This window comes from Pigmentiphaga humi, assembly GCF_900606115.1.
Classification (GTDB): Bacteria; Pseudomonadota; Gammaproteobacteria; order Burkholderiales; family Burkholderiaceae_B; genus Pigmentiphaga; species Pigmentiphaga humi.
In genome coordinates this window covers 1-15,959 of record NZ_UWPJ01000044.1, presented here as the reverse complement: position 1 = coordinate 15,959, position 15,959 = coordinate 1, and the positions used below count along the sequence as shown (strand labels likewise).

Here is a 15,959-nt window from a genome sequence, read left to right as displayed (position 1 = left end):
GCCCCCCACCCTGGCGACGCCGAAAGTGCGTAATCGCCTCGCCCACGGGCAGCACCAGACAGCCCGCGCCCTGCGCCTGGACGATCAAGGCGCGGAGCATATCGGGCGTCACGCCATACGGTCCGCAGTCAGGCTCCACACCATGGGTATTGACAATGCCCCAACAGCCGGGCATGAGGTCACGCAGGAATTCCTGCCACCGTTCGCTCTCCTGACCCGTGCCGTAGAGACGATAACTGCCCAACAGGTTAAGATCGGCACGTCCGCGGTGCACCCCCCCTCCGGTGATGCGGGAGGAACGATAAACGCGCCCGCACAGGCACTTGGTGGAGTAGTCGTAATCGCCGAAGGGAAACGCGAAATCCAGGGGACCGTCACGCTCGCTCACCTCTTGGAGGAAGCGGCGGTTGCGCTCGACTTCCGCGGCCAGCTCCGTCAAAGACAACGCCGTAGCGCGACGATGCGACCAGCCATGGCATCCAAGCTCGTGCCGATTGGCGTACAACTGTCTGAGCTGCGCGACGCTGTGCGTGGCGCGACCCTGCTCGCTGCCGTCGGTCAGCCCGCCGGCCACGTAGAACGTTCCCCGGCAGTCGAACGCTTCGAGCAAGGCCGCCCCGGTAGTGCACGCGGAAGCGTTGATGTCGTCGAACGTGATGCTGAGCACGGGCGGACCTTCCGCGAGGCACAACCAGTCATGCTGGCTGTGCCTCGCCAGCCAGCGGCTAACGCGCGGCCCGATGCTCATCGGCGCGTCGCCCATTTGCGCAGGCGCGACATCTGGGTACGGCGCAGATAACGTCGAAATTCGAGGTTCTCGTAGCGGGGTACCCCTTTGATGGCCGACCAGAAATAACCGGCGATCATCAGCAGCCCACCGACCAGCAGCGGTTTCTCGCGCATGCGGTTGACGCCCGCGGCAACCGCGTAGAGCGGGTGATACCCCATCGTCCAGTTGCCCCGTCCCCAGCGCAAACGGCCAACATAAATGCTTCGGTCGGACGACCCCATGATCCGATGATGCCACAGCCAGGCCTGGGTGTCGTACAGGGTAATGGTCTCCCAGCCTTTCATGTGGCAGGTATGAATGTCTATGCCATCCCACGAAAGCATGGGCACAAAACCGCCGATATCCTCGAAGGCCGTGCGCCTGTAAAGCTTGAACTGTCCCGCCACCTGTTCGGGCTGATGGAATTCTTCGACGTAGCGGCCGTCTTCATAGCGATAGACTCGGCCCGACACGCACGCCAGCCGCGGGTTCTTGTTCAGGGCCTCGAACATGCGCTCGAGATAGAGCCGCCCGAAGGACATGTCGCCATCGAGCTTGGCGATGTACTCATAGCCAAGCTGCTGGATGCTGTCCTTGCCGTAGTTGAAGGCCGCCACCACCCCGCCGCCCAGCCTGCGTCCGCCCTGGTCCTGGCGCTCAACCAGCCGGATGAACGGGTATTTTGCCGCGTACTCCCGGACGATTTCGGGCGTGCTGTCCGTGGAGCCGTCATCCACCAGAATCCACTCGATAGGCCGGCAGGTCTGCGCAACGATGGACTCCATGGTGCGCCGCAAATACTGCGATTCATCCCTGACGGGAGAAATGATGACCAATGGCACGATGCGGGCGTTCTCCGCCGGCGGGGCATCCACGGGTTGCAATTGTCTGGCGAAATCCATCTTCATCTGGCAGGACTCTATCGATCAGCGATCAAGGCAAACCACTACGGCGGTCAAACGTCCACGCGCTCACCCGGGATTCTATCGGCCTAAATTACAGGGAGACAGCTCCGTGCCATGGGGCGGCAACAACCCGCGGTCCAGGTCAACGCGTCTGTGCATCACCTTCTAGCTTACACTGCTGCAACCTGCATCACTTTGCCGTAGTCCAGCCACCGCGAGCACACATCAACTATGACAACTCCGGTCCCCAGCACACCCTCTTCCCGAACGACCTATCTCCCCGCACTGGACGGCTTACGTGCCTGTTCCATCGCGCTGGTGGTCGTTTCTCACGCGTGGCTGGGACATATCGTGCCGGGCGGTCTGGGCGTTACCGTCTTCTTTTTCATCAGCGGCTTCATCATCACCCGCACCCTGCTGCAAGAACAGGCGCGGGAGGGCGGGATCAGCATTCGCGGGTTTTATGTACGCCGCCTGTTTCGCCTGATGCCTGCCCTTTTCGCATACCTGCTTTTATCGGTGATCGTGCTGTGGTTCATAGCAGGAAGCGTACCTTGGCGGGACGTCGCTGCGGCGGTCTTCTACTATGCCAACTATTGGAAGATTGCTGGACAACTGGTCAATGACCCAGTCGTTTCTCCCATTGGCATCACTTGGTCGCTTGCAGTAGAGGAACATTACTACCTCATTTTCCCTGCGCTGTTTGCCTTGCTCGTGCGCCCCGATGACTGCCGGCGCGCGCTCGCATTGTTTGTCTTCCTGTGTATCGCCGCGCTGGCGTGGCGAGCCCGACTATATGCCGAGCTTGGTCCGGAGCTGGAAGATACGGGCCGCATCTACATGGGTACCGATACCCGGGTCGATGCCATTCTGTACGGTTCGATATTGAGTCTGATAGTCTGGTACTACCCATCTGCGCTACGCCTTTGGCAGCGTCCCTGGGCATTCGCGCTGGGGGTGGCCCTGCTGCTGGCCAGCCTGCTTTACCGCGAGCCGCACTTCAGAGAAGTGGAACGCTATACGCAGCAGTCTCTGGCAATCATGCTGCTGTTTCCGTATGCGATCCTTCACGCCTCGTGGGTGCAGCGTCTGCTGAGTCTGGCGCCCGTGCGCTATGTGGGCAAGATCAGCTACTCGCTGTACCTGCATCATTGGTTGGTCTGCGTATTGCTCCGCGAATATGGGGCCAACCTGCCGTGGCTGGTGCGAGCAGGCATTCTGTTCGCGATGTCTTGGCTGCTGGCCGACCTGTCCTGGCGCTTCGTTGAACGCTGGGGCTTGCAAATGCGGCAGCGAAGCTTAGGGTTCCCGCATACCGCGCAAAACCAGCCGCGCTGAACCGCTTGGTGATTCCGCTATTTACCGGCGGGCTGACCTGCCCCCCGTGATTAGTCTGTCAGAAATTCTGTGTGTGAGCCGGTTGGTGAATCAATCGGTCAGAGAGAATCTTTCTCCGAACTGTATCGCGAACTGAGCTTTGGCCGCGTGCCAGGCGATGGGCGGACTCTTCCATTTCTGGGTGATCTGGCGCAATGCCAACCAGATCAACTTGGTCGCGGCCTGATCGCTGGGGAAGTGGCCCTTGTTGCGCACGGCCTTGCGCACCGAGGCGTTCAAGCTCTCGATGGCGTTGGTGGTGTAAATGATCTTGCGTACCTCGGCCGGGAAGGCGAAGAACGGCGTCACCGCCTCCCAGTTGCGCCGCCAGCTCTGGCCAATAGCCGGATACTTCTGGCCCCATGGCCCCCGGTCGAATGCGTCGAGCTCGCGTGCGGCAGCCTCGGCGCTGGCAGCTTGGTAGACCGGTTTGAGCGCCGCACCGATGGTTTTGCGCTCCTTCCACGAGGCAAACTGCATCGAATAACGAATCAGATGCACGATGCATGTCTGCACTACGGTATCTGGGAACACGGCGGTAATGGCGTCGGGGAATCCCTTCAGGCCGTCGACCACGGCGATCAGGATGTCCTGGGTGCCGCGGGCGCGAATCTCGTTCATGACCCGCAGCCAGAACTTGGCGCCCTCGGTCTGCTCGATCCACAGGCCCAGCACCTCTTTGTGACCCGAGGCGCGCACGCCGATAGCCAGATATACCGCCTTGTTGCGCACCAAGCCTTCGTCGCGGATCTTCACCCGCAGGGCGTCGAAAAACACGATGGCATAGCTGTTCTCCAGCGGCCGGGACTGCCAAGCGGTCACCTCGTCGATGACCGAATCGGTGACCGCCGAGACCAGATCGGGCGAAACCTCGATGCCGTACAGCTCGCGCACGTGCGCCTGGATATCCCGGGTGCTCATGACCCGGGCGTACAGCGCGATGATCTTGTCATCGAACCCCGGGAAACGGCGCCGGTATTTGGCAATCAGCGCCGGGGCAAAACGACCGTGTCGATCACGCGGGATCGATAATTCGATGGCCCCCTCGGGCGTGAGCACCGTCTTGGGGCTGCTGCCGTTGCGATGGTTGGCTACCCCCGACTCTGCCTCGTTCTCCAGATGCACGTCCATCTCGGCGTTGAGCATGCGCTCGGCCAGGGCCTTCTTCAAATCCCCAATCAGCCCCGAAGAGTCCAGTACCGTCTTGGGGTCTCGCCCTGATAACAGACTATCGAGTAATTCGGCCGAGAACGGCCCGGTGTCTTTCTTTGCCATACATCCTTCCTTGCCCAGCGGGCAGTGTATGGCTCAAACACAAAAATCCGACACCCCCGGCAGGTCAGGACAACCCCACGCGACGCCATAGTTGCGACCGGTCATGCCAGTCTCCACGACACCGACTCCACACCCTCCGGGACTCCACGCCATTGTCAAACCGGCAATCGACGTTCAGCCGCGACAAGCACGCATCAGTCGCACAAGCGCGTGTCGAGGTTTCGTCCGTCACACTCTTCTCCGGAGCGCACCCGCGCTGGGCTAAGGTGTATGTTGTCGAACATCAGGGTGAATCCGACGCGCAGCACCGTACTGCCGTACCCCGGATACCCCACACCTTTGACTCGCTCGCGCCAGCCATCAAGGGTGAGCAGGATATTCGGCGTCATTTGCCACTCCCCTCTGGGCCCCACACGCCAACTCATCGCTTCTGACGCCCCGCCCGCACCGACGCGGTAGTTTTTCTGCCGCTCCCGAACGACGTTCAACGACAGCGACGTCTTCTCTCCCGGCTGCCAGCGCACGGCCAGCCGCCCGCCGGTCAAGGTGGAATACAAGGTGGATCGGTCTTCTTCGTTTCCGTAGGGGCGATGCCACAAATGCGCATGGAACGAGGTTTTCACCGAGTAGTCCCAGTACGCGCGCAACTCGGCGGTGGCAAAATCGACGTCCCGGTCAACCAGCGTTTCGTACCGGCGCTGCCGCCATCCCGCATAGCCCTCCAAGGAAGTCTTGGAGCTGTAGTGCCAATTGCCGCTCAAGAAGAACTCTGTATCGGAGTAGGCGCGGTCCAGTTGTTGCACCTGCAGCGGCGTACGATCGACATAGTTGGTGCGGATTCGCGACACTCCCCCCGAGACCGACGAATAGTCCTTGCCGACGTACTGGGCGGAAAGCTGCACCAGGTTGTCGTTGCGGTTGTACAACTGCTGGTTGGTCGCGAACTCGTTGCGGGAAACCGTTCGCGACATGCTCAACATCGGCACGGTCAACGATTCGGTGACGCGCAACCCCACATCGGCGTTGAAAATACGCTGCTTGAGCAGGTCGCGCGCCGGCCAGCTCGTGCTCAGGAAACGATTCATGCGGATGTGGTCGGAGGCGGACACGCTTCCCTTAAAGAGATCTCCCGCCTGCCATTGCAGCGTCGTCTTGATCGCATGAGGACTGTGGTCGAGCTGATGGGTATCTCGATAATCGACATTCCCGAACATTGCGGACGTCATCAGCCGGGTACGCTCGGACGCGAGCGGAACAATCGCGGCCGCGCGGAATTCGTCGATCACGGCAAGATCGGTATGCCGCAGGTTGCCCCCCGTGTCCGGCAAACGATAAGGGTTGCTTATCTGCTGCACGATGCGCGCGACCTGGAGCGAATACTCGACGCCTTCGGGAAAAAAGGGCGACCCGGCGCCCACCCCCTCGCGCGCAGGTTCGCCTGCCGACGCGCTGCCCGCAGGCGCGCTCTGGCTCGATGGCGAAGTGCCCCGCGCGGCCGGGAGGGGCTCCTCCGGCTGCGCTGCATGCTGGAAGAGCAGCGCTGCTGCAGGAATGGCAGCAGGGTGCAGACGCAGAGTGGCCGGGGGAGCCGGTGCTGCGCGGAACGGATTGTCCGAGGCGGGCGAAATCGGGATGAGGTATCCAGTCTCTGCTGCCGGCGCGCGCGCTGGCGCACCGACCTGCGATCGTGCAGCATCGCGCGGACTCGCTGCGTGCCCCCTGATGGCGTCCTGGATGACGGACTCGACGACGGCGTCGTAAGCACGGCCCTGCGGCGCCGCGCACGCGGGTGCATCCAAGCAAAACAGGAAAAGGACCACCAATCCATGCGCAGCCGCAGGCCAGACAGAGGAACTCGAGTAGGCCCTCACGTTGGCTAGAAAAAGCGCTCGTCGACGTAGATGACGTCGCCAGGCGCGACCGGATCGTCCAGTTTGACGCGCTGCTTGCGTTGTTCGCCGGTGTCGGGATCCGGGCGGCTGATGCTGATGCGCCGCTCGGAAGCGCGCTGGGTCAGCCCACCGGCGAGCGCCAGCGCGCGCATGACGTTCAGCCCGGATTCCATCGGATAGGCACCTGCGCGCGTCACTTCGCCGTAGATGTAGAACTGCCGGGCCTGGGGCACATAGATCACGTCGCCCGCCTGCAGGGCCACGTCCTGGATGGTGCGGTCGGGCAGGCGCTTGTTGCCGACGAAGACCTCGATCCTGCGCTGGCCGCCTTCGGCGTTGTCGTCCTTACGCAACACCACGGCCACGTCGTCGGCGTTTTCCTTCAGGCCGCCGGCCTGGGACAGCAGCTCCAGCAGCGTCAAGGTTCCCTCGATGGGATAGCGGCCGGGCGCGGCAACGCTGCCCAGCACGGACGCGATGCGGCTGCGCACGCGTACGACCTCGATCGCCACTTGTGGATTGTTCAGGTAGCCTTGTTCGCGCAATCCGTCGGCAATGCGCTTGGCAATGCCCGAAGGCGCCTCGCCCCCCACCGCCATGTCGCCCAGGAAGGGCACGGTGATATGGCCCCGAGAGTCCAGAGTGACCTGGGCTGACAGTTCCTGCTGGCCGAATACCGTCAGGTACAGCGTATCGCCCGGGCCGACCGATGCAATGGCGCCGCCGCCTACTTCGGATGGAATGACGGATGCGGGTGCCAGCCGTCCCGGATGGGGAAGTTCGGCGGCCATGGCCACGCCCATCCCGCCGGACAGCAGACACAGGCAAGCCAATCCCCACAACTTGCGCATATACGTGCCGATTTGCCTCAAAACAGCTCCAGTCAGGATGAGAACAGACAGTTAAAATCATCTGAAGGCGATTATAAGTCGAGCCGAAGTCCGCCACAGGGAGCACTTCTCCGTGCAGGACAGCACTGGCGAGAACAGCAAACAATGTTTGAGTCCGGTAACAATTTCACATTTTTCTTGTAGCATTTGCCGGCCCCGACGAGGGATGTGGACAGTCGCCCGCCGTGGGCCGCCGGCCAGCCTGACATTGCCGTTTTGCGGCCCAGCCATTCTTCCATGACTACGAGCAACCACGACAATCCCGGCCGCCGCACCCCGCGCATGCAGACAACGCTACCGTTTCCCTCACCCGCCCGCATGCGTCTGTTCGGCCTGGATATCGTCGCGGCCGATTTCCAGCAGGCGGTGGGCATCCTGACGGAAGCCGTATCTGGCCGGCAAACTCCCGCAGCCATCGTTTCCACTCCCAACGTCGACCACATCGTCCGGCTGGACAAGCGGCCCGAGCTGCTGCCCGACTATCGCCAGGCCAGCTACCTGTTCGCCGACGGCATGCCCATCGTCTGGGCCAGCAGGTTGCTGGGACGGCCCCTGCCCGAACGCGTCACCGGCTCCGACCTGTTCGTGGCGCTGTGCCGGCAGGCCGTCGTCCATGGCTGGAAGTCGGTGGTCCTGGGCGGCATGCCGGGCTCGGCCGCGATGCTGGAAGCGCGCTTCGCCGCCGCCTACCCCGGCCTGGACATCACCGTCATCACGCCGTCCATGCAGTTCGACCCGGATGGGGAGGAAGGACGGCAGGTTGCCGACACCATCCGCGCCATGGCGCCCGACCTCGTCTTCGTCTGCCTGGGCATGCCCAAGCAGGAAATCTGGGCGGCACGCTACGCGCCCACCCTGCCCCACGGCCTGGTGCTTTGCGTCGGTGCCGCAATGGAGTTCGCCATCGGCCTTCAGCAGCGCGCGCCGCGGCCGGTCCAGCGCCTGGGCATGGAGTGGCTGTGGCGCCTGTTGCAGAATCCCCGCCGCCTGTGGCGCCGCTATCTGGTCGACGACCGCCGTTTCTTCGTCCTGTGCTGGCAAGAGTGGCGCCGCGCCCGCTGGTCATGACCCCGCTCCCTGATCGTCGTCCGTCGCACGCACTCCTCGAGGCTTCTTCCATGGCGACCAACCGTCTTCCGTCCCACCAGCGCATGTTCTTCGGCATGGCCGCGGCCGGCAGCGCGCTGGTCGCGGTGCTCTGCTTCCTCGCCACCAGCTCCTACGTGGGCAGGCCGCCGGGGCGCGACGACCTGCCCTTGCTCGGCGTCATCCTGCTGGCGGCCGCGGTGGCCTATTACCGCTTCGAACAGTTGCTGAGCACTCGCACCACCCACTACATGCTGTGGCGCGCCCTGCTCACGTGGTCGCAGGTGGTCATGGTGACATTGCTGGCTTTCATCGTGCTGCCCGTGGAGGAGCGCGACGAAGGCCGCGAGGTCCTGCAGGCCTGGGCGCTGCTGACCCCGGTGGCGCTGATGCCGTGCCTTGCGCTGATGCGCCAGACCGCCAAGTATCTCTATGGCAGCAGCCAGTACGTGCGGCATGCGGTCTTCATCCTGCCCGGCTTCCAGGCGCAGACCCTGGCCATGCGCCTGCGCCGTTCGCCGTCCATGGGCATCATCGTCGACGGCTACTTCGACGACCCCGCCACGTCGCCAGGCAGGCTCGAGACGCTGCCCTACCTGGGCGATCTCGACCAGGCCGTCGCGCACTTGAAATCCCAGCGCTCCAACGTCGCCTTCATCAGCATGACGCTGATGAAGACGCCGCACGCCCAGCCCATCCTGAACCAGCTCGGCGATTCGACCTCGGCGATCTATCTGGTGCCGGAATCCCCCGCCCTGGAGGACTTCGAGGTCAATATCAGCAACATGGCGGGCGTGCCGCTGCTGCGCCTGCACGACACGCAGATTCTGGGTATCGCGCGCGGCGTCAAGCGATGGATGGACCTCCTGCTGGCCGGCGCGATGCTGCTGGTGCTGGGCCTGCCCATGCTGGTCATCGCAGCCCTGGTACGCCTGGGCTCCCCCGGCCCGGTGCTGTTTCGCCAGACCCGCTACGGGCTCGACGGCCAGCCCATCCAGGTCATGAAGTTCCGCTCCATGTACGTGCACCAGCCGCAGACGGGCCAGATCAAGCAGGCCACGCGCGGCGACCCGCGCATCACCCCCATCGGCCGCATCCTGCGCCGCACCTCGCTGGACGAACTGCCGCAGTTGCTCAACGTCCTGAACGGCAGCATGAGCCTGGTCGGCCCGCGCCCGCACGCGGCCGAGCACAACGAGTTCTACCGCCAGCAGATACGCGGCTACATGCTGCGGCATACCGTCAAGCCGGGCATTACCGGCTGGGCCCAGGTCAACGGACTGCGCGGCGAGACCGATACCCTGGATAAAATGATGCGGCGCGTCGACTACGACCGCTACTACATCCAGCATTGGTCGCCATGGCTCGATATCCGCATCCTGTTCATGACCGCCGGGCTGGTCATCCACGACAACCAGGCCTATTGAGCCCCCGTATCGCCATGCCGAATGATGCTTCCTCGGCCGAACGCCTGACCGAGATCGAGGTCAAGCTCGCCTTCACGGAGGACCTGCTGGAACAGTTGAACCAGCTCGTGTACCGGCAACAGCAGCAGATCGAGGCGCTGGCGCGCGAACTCGCCGCGGTCAGGCAGCAGGCTTCCGCGGCCGGCCCGGCAACGGGCGGTTCATTGCGCGACGAGATACCGCCGCATTACTGAGGCCCCCCCCTACGCGCTTGCGCGCGCCCCCAGGGGGCGGCTCAGGGCGCGCGGCGGTCCAGCAGGGCCCAGGCGATGGTTCCGGCGTCGACGTATTCGAGTTCGCTGCCGGCGGGGACGCCGCGCGCCAGGCGGGTCACGCCCAGGCCGCGCGCGCGCAGCGCCTCGGCCAGGTAGTGGGCTGTGGTTTCGCCCTCGGTGGTGAAGTTGGTCGCGAGGATGACTTCTTTTACCTGGCCGTCGGCCGCGCGGGCGATCAGCCGGTCGAAGCCGATCTCGTTGGGACCGACGCCCTCGAGCGGCGACAGCCTGCCCATCAGCACGAAGTACAGCCCGTTGTAGCTATGGCTGGCTTCGATCATGTTCTGGTCGGCCGGGGTTTCTACGACGCACAGCAGGCTGGCGTCGCGGCGCGGGTTCGCGCAGGTCTCGCAGATTTCGGTTTCGGTGAAGGTATTGCAGCGCACGCAGTGGCGCAGGCGATCGACCGCGTCGCCCAGCGCCTGGCTGAGCACGCGCGCCCCGTGGGGGTCGTGCTGCAGCAGGTGGTAGGCCATGCGCTGCGCCGATTTCGCGCCCACGCCGGGCAGGCGCTTGAGCGCGTCGACCAGCACCGATAGCGGCGCCGGACCGGCGTATCTGTCGCCTGCCATCGCGCGCCGCTCAGAAAGGCAGCTTCATGCCCGGAGGCAGGGGCAGGCCGGCGGTGAGCGCCGACATTTTTTCCTGGCTTGTCGCCTCGGCCTTGCGCAGGGCGTCGTTGAAAGCCGCGGCCACGAGGTCTTCGAGCATGTCCTTGTCGTCGGCCAGCAGGCTGGGGTCGATGGTGACCCGCTTGACGTCGTTGCGGCAGGACATCGAGACCTTGACCAGGCCGCCGCCCGAGGCACCCTCGACGAGGATGTCGGCCAGAGCTTCCTGCGCCTTCTTCATGTTTTCCTGCATTTGCTGGGCCTGGCGCATCAGGCCGGCGAGCTGTCCTTTCATCATGGCTGACATTCCTTCAGTTTTATTTGGAAGCGTTGGATACCGGGCGGATGGAATCGGGCACGATCTGGCCGCCGAATTGATCGAGAAGTTCCCGCACGAACGGATCGGCCTGGATGGCTTGTTCGGCGGCGTCCTGGCGGGCCTGGCGCTCCGATTCGGCAACGGCGAAGGCGGTGGCGTCGCCGGTGCGCCCGATCTCGAAGCGCAGCCGCACCGGCGTGCCGAAATGGGTTTCCAGCACGGAACGCAGCCGCTCCACGCCCGCGCCTTCGGCCAAGGTACGGGTGGCCACGCGCAGCACGACCGTGCCGCCTTCCACGCCCACCCATTCGCTCTGCTGCGCCAATTGCGCAGCGATGCCCTTGATCGGCAGCCGAGCCGCCAACGCGGCCCACGGCTCGGTGAGCGCGATCGCGCCGAACGCAGCCGGCGCTCCCCGTGGCGCGTTTACGCGTGTCGCCGCTGGCGGCGCGGCGGGTTCGGCCGAGACTGCCGGGCTGCGCGCCGGACGCTCCGGCGCAAGCCGTGTTTCGGGCGGCGGCGCGGCCGGCACGATGGCTGCCGGTGCCGTCTGCGCCGGAGCAGGTGCCGCGGCAGACTGCGGTGGATCGGGGATCGGGTCGACAGGCGCTTGGGCGCGCGCTTCGTTCGCGGCGGCCTGCCGAGGCTCGAGGGGCTCGGCGGAAGGCATGGCGGGCGGCGGTGCTGCCGAGGCCGGCGCAGGCTCGCGGCGGGCTTCCCGCCTCCCTGCGGGCGCGGACACGCTGCGCGCCGCCGCCAGCGCTTCGGCCGCCGCGGACTGCCGCACCGGCGGCGCGGGCATGGCCGGCGCCACCGCCGCCGCAGCGGGAGAAGGCGCCTTGAGCGCGGCCGACCGGGACGCGGCCGGCGCCGGTGCGCTTTCCGCGGGCTGGGGCTCGGCGGTAAAAGCCAGCATGCGCAGGCACGCCATCACGAATCCGGCGTACTCGTCCGGCGCCAGCGCCAGCTCGGCACGGCTATGGACGGCGATGGAATAGAACAGCTGGAGCTCGTCGGCGCTGAACTGCCCCGCCAGCCCGAGCATGTCGGCCGCCAGGGGATCGTCGCCCGGCAAGACTCCGGGCACGCGCTGGGCCATGCTCATCCTGGACAGCATGACCGCCAGGTCGGCCAGGGCGCCGGCATACGACAGGCTGCGCGCCGCCAGTTCGTCGGCCACGCCCACCACCGCGGCGCCATCGGCCGCGCGGATCGCCTCCAGCAGGCGCACGAGGTGCCGCTGGTCGATCGTGCCCAGCATGCCCCGCACGGCTTCTTCCGTGAGATTGCCTGCGCTGTAGGCTATGGCCTGGTCGGTCAGCGACAGCGCATCTCGCATCGAGCCGCGCGCCGCCTGTCCGATCAGGCGCAGCGCCGGCACCTCGAACGGCAATTGCTCGTCGCCGAGCACGCGCTCCAGGTGGCCGACGATGGCATCGGGCGGCATCTGCTTCAGGTTGAACTGCAGGCAGCGGCTGAGCACCGTGACCGGGATTTTCTGCGGATCGGTGGTCGCGAGGATGAACTTGACATGCGGCGGCGGCTCTTCCAGCGTCTTGAGCATGGCGTTGAACGCATGCCCGGTCAGCATGTGCACTTCGTCGATCATGTAGACCTTGAAGCGGCCGGAAGTGGGCGAATAGACGGCCTGCTCCAGCAGCTGCGTCATCTCGTCCACGCCGCGGTTGGACGCGGCATCGAGCTCCAGGTAGTCGACGAAACGGCCGGAATCGATCTCTTTGCACGCCTGGCACTGGCCGCACGGCGTCGCCGTGATGCCGGTCTCGCAATTGAGCGACTTGGCCAGGATGCGCGACAGGGTCGTCTTGCCTACCCCCCGCGTACCGGTGAACAGCCATGCATGATGCAGGCGCTGCGTGGTCAGCGCGTGCGTCAGCGCACGCACCACGTGTTCCTGCCCGACCAGCGTCTCGAACGAACGCGGCCGCCATTTGCGAGCGAGCACCAGATAAGTCATGGTGGGAATTGTAGTAGAAAGACGCCGCCGCCACGCGGCGGCACATCCCCGCCGCTACCCGCGCGCGCCCGCCGGCCGGCACGGTTTAAAGAACGGTGGGCGCCCACGAGGCCATCTTCCAATCGCCGTCCCGGCGGCGCCACAAGGATTGGAAAAGGCACTCGGCGGTCCGGGGGCCGCGGGGAGTGAGCAGGTCCATGTGGACCGTGCCATACATCAGCACCGCCTCCCCGAAAGAGACGAACCCTTTCGCGTCCCGGGAAACCGCCTGGTAGATATCGGGATTCGCGCCAAGCAGGCGCAGGAAATCCTGCTTGCCTTCGGTCCGGCCCGCGCTATGCGTATAGACAAGTGCGTCGTCGAGCAGGACCTCCAGCCGCGCGCAATCGCCATCGATCATGGCCTCGTACCGCTGCCTGTCCTTGTCCAGGATCGCCTGGAAATCGGCCGTCGCCCCGGAGGCCGACGTAACCAGGCTCAGTTTCCTCTCCGTTTTCGCGGCTGCAGCGTTCGTGTCCATGTGATGGGCCCCTTCTCCCGATTGATCGACATATGGAATGCATCCATGATCGCATACGCCGGCGCACCGCGGACCGGCTCCGCCGGACCTGCTACACTTGCAAGTGGCGGGCCCCTTCGCATGGCGGAGCGGTGAACCTGGTCAGGTCGGGAACGAAGCAGCCATAGCTGTCACCCGCCAGTGCCGAAGTCAGGCTCGCCACCCATTTCCTACCGCGAGGTCTGCGGCTTCCCCTTAGACTCTTGTCGCTCCCTTTGGCCCTGAAGCTGCCGGGCCGCAGGCTGCGGAAGCCGAACGTCCGTCCCAAAAACCATACAGCCCAGGAAGAATTTGGAAAAACCGCTTTTTTACGGTTACCATTGACTTATCCCGGCGTCACGCCCAGCGATTGATTCCGGCGCCCACCTGCCCTTTCCTGTCCGCGCCCCAGGCATTTTCCGGTGCCGCCCCAGGAAGCCCCTCCAGGATTCACAAGAAAATTCTCCGGTGGGGCCTGGAATCCAGGTTCAGGCGCCCATATCTATATCGAACGACACACATCTACACCTTTACCGCGCACCGCACGACACTTCTGGCGCACTGCGCACACCTCCTGAAGGAAAACCATGAGCGACGCGATCAAGCACGTGAGCGACTCCAGCTTCGATGCCGACGTACTTCAAGCAAACGAACCGGTACTGGTCGATTACTGGGCCGAATGGTGTGGTCCCTGCAAGATGATCGCTCCCATCCTGGAAGAAGCCGCCGCGCAATACCAGGGAAAGGTAAAGATCGCCAAGCTGAACGTCGATGACAACAACGCCACGGCCGCCAAGTACGGCATCCGCGGCATCCCGACCCTGATGCTGTTCAAGAACGGCCAGGTCGTCGCCACCAAGGTCGGCGCCCTGTCCAAGTCGCAACTCACCGCCTTCCTGGACAGCTCGCTCTGACCGCAAGGCCAGCGCACTCCTGACAAGAACGGGCCGGCTCCCGCCGGCCCTTGCCCAACAACCTTTACCACGCCCTCTTCTGCGCACCGGCGGCCTCCCTCCCCGGGAAACACCCCCCCGCCCCCGAGAGCCACAGACTCCCGCGCAAACTCCTCCATCGAGGACGTGTCACTACAAGAACTCCCCCCGGAGCTTTACCCGAGATGCATCTCAACGAACTGAAGGCGCTGCACGTATCGCAACTGCTGGAAATGGCTGCCACCCTCGAAATCGAGAACGCCAGCCGCCTGCGCAAGCAGGAATTGATGTTTGCCATCATGAAGCGGCGCGCCAAGCAAGGCGAGCCGATCTTCGGCGACGGCGTGCTGGAAGTGCTGCCCGACGGCTTCGGCTTCCTTCGTTCGCCTGAAACGTCATACCTCGCCAGCACCGACGACATCTATATCTCGCCCTCCCAGATCCGGCGCTTCAACCTGCACACCGGCGACTCCATCGAAGGCGAAGTCCGCACCCCCAAGGACGGCGAACGCTACTTCGCGCTGGTCAAGGTGGACAAGGTCAACGGCCAGGCACCCGAGAGCATGAAGCACCGCATCATGTTCGAAAACCTGACGCCGCTGCACCCGAACAAGCCGATGCGCCTGGAACGCGACATCAAGAGCGAAGAAAACCTGACCGGCCGGATCATGGACATCTTCGCCCCCATCGGCAAAGGCCAGCGCGCCTTGCTGGTGGCCAGCCCGAAATCCGGCAAGACGGTGATGATGCAGCACATCGCGCACGCCATCACCGCCAACCACCCCGACGTCACGCTGATCGTGCTGATGATCGACGAACGTCCGGAAGAAGTGACCGAAATGCAGCGCTCGGTGCGCGGCGAAGTGGTCGCCTCCACCTTCGACGAACCCGCCACCCGCCACGTGCAAGTGGCCGAAATGGTCATCGAAAAGGCCAAGCGCCTGGTCGAACTCAAGCATGACGTCGTCATCCTGCTCGACTCCATCACCCGCCTGGCGCGCGCCTACAACACCGTCGTGCCCGCTTCGGGCAAAGTTCTGACCGGCGGCGTCGACGCCAACGCCCTACAGCGCCCCAAACGCTTCTTCGGCGCGGCCCGCAACATCGAAGAAGGGGGCTCGCTGACCATCATCGGCACCGCCCTGATCGAGACCGGCAGCCGCATGGACGACGTGATCTACGAAGAATTCAAGGGCACCGGCAACTCCGAAGTCCACCTGGAGCGCCGCCTGGCCGAGAAGCGCGTCTACCCGGCCATGAACCTGAACAAGTCCGGCACCCGCCGCGAAGAACTGCTGATCAAGCCCGACCTGCTGCAAAAGGTCTGGGTGCTGCGCAAGTTCATCTTCGACATGGACGAAGTCCAATCCATGGAATTCATCCTGGACAAGATGCGCTCGACGAAGAACAACGGCGAGTTCTTCGACATGATGAAAAAATAGCCCCCCCCCTACGCGCTTACGCGCGCCCCCCAGGGGGCGGTGCTGGCGGACCGGCGGAGCCGGATCCGCGGCACCCGTGGGTTAGGGTGGCGGTGCGGGTTCGTAGCGCCGGGGGTTTTTTATCGGTGTTCGGTGTGCCTCGATAGTCTTTTTTGCCTCGGCAATTGATGATGTGAGGCGCCGGGGGCGGGGCGGGCGCTGTGG

General features: G+C 64.5%; 15 protein-coding genes and 1 other RNA gene. 7 read left to right on the top strand and 9 right to left on the bottom strand.

The window, feature by feature from the left end:
* Positions 1-667 (bottom strand): polysaccharide deacetylase family protein (locus PIGHUM_RS23685; protein ID WP_160142407.1); only part of this gene is annotated, 667 nt, incomplete at its 3' end.
* Between the two features lie 77 nt (positions 668-744).
* Positions 745-1,677, bottom strand: coding sequence for a glycosyltransferase family 2 protein (locus PIGHUM_RS23680; RefSeq protein WP_124082246.1), 933 nt, complete (start codon positions 1,675-1,677; stop codon positions 745-747).
* 228 nt (positions 1,678-1,905) lie between these two features.
* Here PIGHUM_RS23680 and PIGHUM_RS23675 point away from each other — a divergent pair, with 228 nt between their 5' ends.
* Positions 1,906-3,012 (top strand): acyltransferase family protein, encoded by a 1,107-nt coding sequence (locus PIGHUM_RS23675; RefSeq protein ID WP_124082244.1) that lies wholly within the window; start codon positions 1,906-1,908, stop codon positions 3,010-3,012.
* Positions 3,013-3,102: 90 nt separating this feature from the next.
* Here PIGHUM_RS23675 and PIGHUM_RS23670 read toward each other — a convergent pair whose 3' ends face one another.
* From PIGHUM_RS23670 to PIGHUM_RS23660, 3 genes are all read right to left on the bottom strand, one after another.
* Positions 3,103-4,326 carry an IS256 family transposase gene (locus PIGHUM_RS23670; RefSeq protein WP_124082242.1) on the bottom strand — a complete coding sequence of 408 codons (1,224 nt, stop codon included), beginning with the start codon at positions 4,324-4,326 and terminating at the stop codon, positions 3,103-3,105.
* A gap of 194 nt (positions 4,327-4,520) precedes the next feature.
* Positions 4,521-6,146, bottom strand: a complete 1,626-nt coding sequence (locus PIGHUM_RS23665) for a TonB-dependent receptor (RefSeq protein WP_124082240.1) — start codon at positions 6,144-6,146, stop codon at positions 4,521-4,523.
* A gap of 56 nt (positions 6,147-6,202) precedes the next feature.
* Positions 6,203-7,069 (bottom strand): SLBB domain-containing protein, encoded by an 867-nt coding sequence (locus PIGHUM_RS23660; RefSeq protein WP_124082238.1) that lies wholly within the window; start codon positions 7,067-7,069, stop codon positions 6,203-6,205.
* Between the two features lie 276 nt (positions 7,070-7,345).
* Here PIGHUM_RS23660 and PIGHUM_RS23655 point away from each other — a divergent pair, with 276 nt between their 5' ends.
* The 3 genes from PIGHUM_RS23655 to PIGHUM_RS23645 are packed head-to-tail and all read left to right on the top strand — an operon-like array spanning position 7,346 to position 9,854.
* Positions 7,346-8,176, top strand: coding sequence for a WecB/TagA/CpsF family glycosyltransferase (locus PIGHUM_RS23655; protein WP_246013482.1), 831 nt, complete (start codon positions 7,346-7,348; stop codon positions 8,174-8,176).
* Between the two features lie 50 nt (positions 8,177-8,226).
* On the top strand, positions 8,227-9,621 hold the full coding sequence (locus tag PIGHUM_RS23650; protein WP_160142406.1) for an undecaprenyl-phosphate glucose phosphotransferase: 1,395 nt from the start codon (positions 8,227-8,229) through the stop codon (positions 9,619-9,621).
* Positions 9,622-9,635: 14 nt separating this feature from the next.
* Entirely contained in the window at positions 9,636-9,854 is a 219-nt protein-coding gene (locus PIGHUM_RS23645; protein WP_124082234.1) for a SlyX family protein, read from the top strand.
* 41 nt (positions 9,855-9,895) lie between these two features.
* Here PIGHUM_RS23645 and recR read toward each other — a convergent pair whose 3' ends face one another.
* The 4 genes from recR to PIGHUM_RS23625 form a co-directional block, all read right to left on the bottom strand.
* Positions 9,896-10,507: a recombination mediator RecR gene (gene recR, locus PIGHUM_RS23640; protein WP_124082232.1), complete on the bottom strand. Its 612-nt coding sequence runs from the start codon at positions 10,505-10,507 to the stop codon at positions 9,896-9,898.
* 10 nt (positions 10,508-10,517) lie between these two features.
* Positions 10,518-10,844, bottom strand: coding sequence for a YbaB/EbfC family nucleoid-associated protein (locus PIGHUM_RS23635; RefSeq protein ID WP_124082230.1), 327 nt, complete (start codon positions 10,842-10,844; stop codon positions 10,518-10,520).
* 19 nt (positions 10,845-10,863) lie between these two features.
* Entirely contained in the window at positions 10,864-12,843 is a 1,980-nt protein-coding gene (locus tag PIGHUM_RS23630) for a DNA polymerase III subunit gamma/tau (RefSeq protein WP_124082228.1), read from the bottom strand.
* A gap of 85 nt (positions 12,844-12,928) precedes the next feature.
* Positions 12,929-13,363: a nuclear transport factor 2 family protein gene (locus tag PIGHUM_RS23625; protein ID WP_124082226.1), complete on the bottom strand. Its 435-nt coding sequence runs from the start codon at positions 13,361-13,363 to the stop codon at positions 12,929-12,931.
* A gap of 105 nt (positions 13,364-13,468) precedes the next feature.
* Between PIGHUM_RS23625 and ffs the strand changes: the two genes are divergently transcribed.
* From ffs to rho, 3 genes are all read left to right on the top strand, one after another.
* Positions 13,469-13,566: signal recognition particle sRNA small type (ffs, locus tag PIGHUM_RS23620), an RNA gene on the top strand.
* 402 nt (positions 13,567-13,968) lie between these two features.
* Positions 13,969-14,295, top strand: a complete 327-nt coding sequence (gene trxA / locus PIGHUM_RS23615; RefSeq protein ID WP_124082224.1) for a thioredoxin TrxA — start codon at positions 13,969-13,971, stop codon at positions 14,293-14,295.
* A 203-nt stretch (positions 14,296-14,498) separates the two neighbouring features.
* Positions 14,499-15,755, top strand: a complete 1,257-nt coding sequence (gene rho, locus PIGHUM_RS23610; protein WP_124082222.1) for a transcription termination factor Rho — start codon at positions 14,499-14,501, stop codon at positions 15,753-15,755.
* Positions 15,756-15,959: the final 204 nt, after the last annotated feature.

Excerpts from the sequence above, each read along its gene's own strand:
- PIGHUM_RS23625 (WP_124082226.1), bottom strand. The coding sequence starts at position 13,363 with ATGGACACGAACGCTGCAGCCGCGAAAACGGAGAGGAAACTGAGCCTG.
- PIGHUM_RS23635 (WP_124082230.1), bottom strand. The coding sequence starts at position 10,844 with ATGATGAAAGGACAGCTCGCCGGCCTGATGCGCCAGGCCCAGCAAATG.
- PIGHUM_RS23660 (WP_124082238.1), bottom strand. The coding sequence starts at position 7,069 with ATGCGCAAGTTGTGGGGATTGGCTTGCCTGTGTCTGCTGTCCGGCGGG.
- rho (WP_124082222.1), top strand. The coding sequence starts at position 14,499 with ATGCATCTCAACGAACTGAAGGCGCTGCACGTATCGCAACTGCTGGAA.
- PIGHUM_RS23630 (WP_124082228.1), bottom strand. The coding sequence starts at position 12,843 with ATGACTTATCTGGTGCTCGCTCGCAAATGGCGGCCGCGTTCGTTCGAG.
- recR (WP_124082232.1), bottom strand. The coding sequence starts at position 10,507 with ATGGCAGGCGACAGATACGCCGGTCCGGCGCCGCTATCGGTGCTGGTC.
- PIGHUM_RS23650 (WP_160142406.1), top strand. The coding sequence starts at position 8,227 with ATGGCGACCAACCGTCTTCCGTCCCACCAGCGCATGTTCTTCGGCATG.
- PIGHUM_RS23680 (WP_124082246.1), bottom strand. The coding sequence starts at position 1,677 with ATGAAGATGGATTTCGCCAGACAATTGCAACCCGTGGATGCCCCGCCG.
- trxA (WP_124082224.1), top strand. The coding sequence starts at position 13,969 with ATGAGCGACGCGATCAAGCACGTGAGCGACTCCAGCTTCGATGCCGAC.
- PIGHUM_RS23670 (WP_124082242.1), bottom strand. The coding sequence starts at position 4,326 with ATGGCAAAGAAAGACACCGGGCCGTTCTCGGCCGAATTACTCGATAGT.
- PIGHUM_RS23675 (WP_124082244.1), top strand. The coding sequence starts at position 1,906 with ATGACAACTCCGGTCCCCAGCACACCCTCTTCCCGAACGACCTATCTC.
- PIGHUM_RS23655 (WP_246013482.1), top strand. The coding sequence starts at position 7,346 with ATGACTACGAGCAACCACGACAATCCCGGCCGCCGCACCCCGCGCATG.
- PIGHUM_RS23645 (WP_124082234.1), top strand. The coding sequence starts at position 9,636 with ATGCCGAATGATGCTTCCTCGGCCGAACGCCTGACCGAGATCGAGGTC.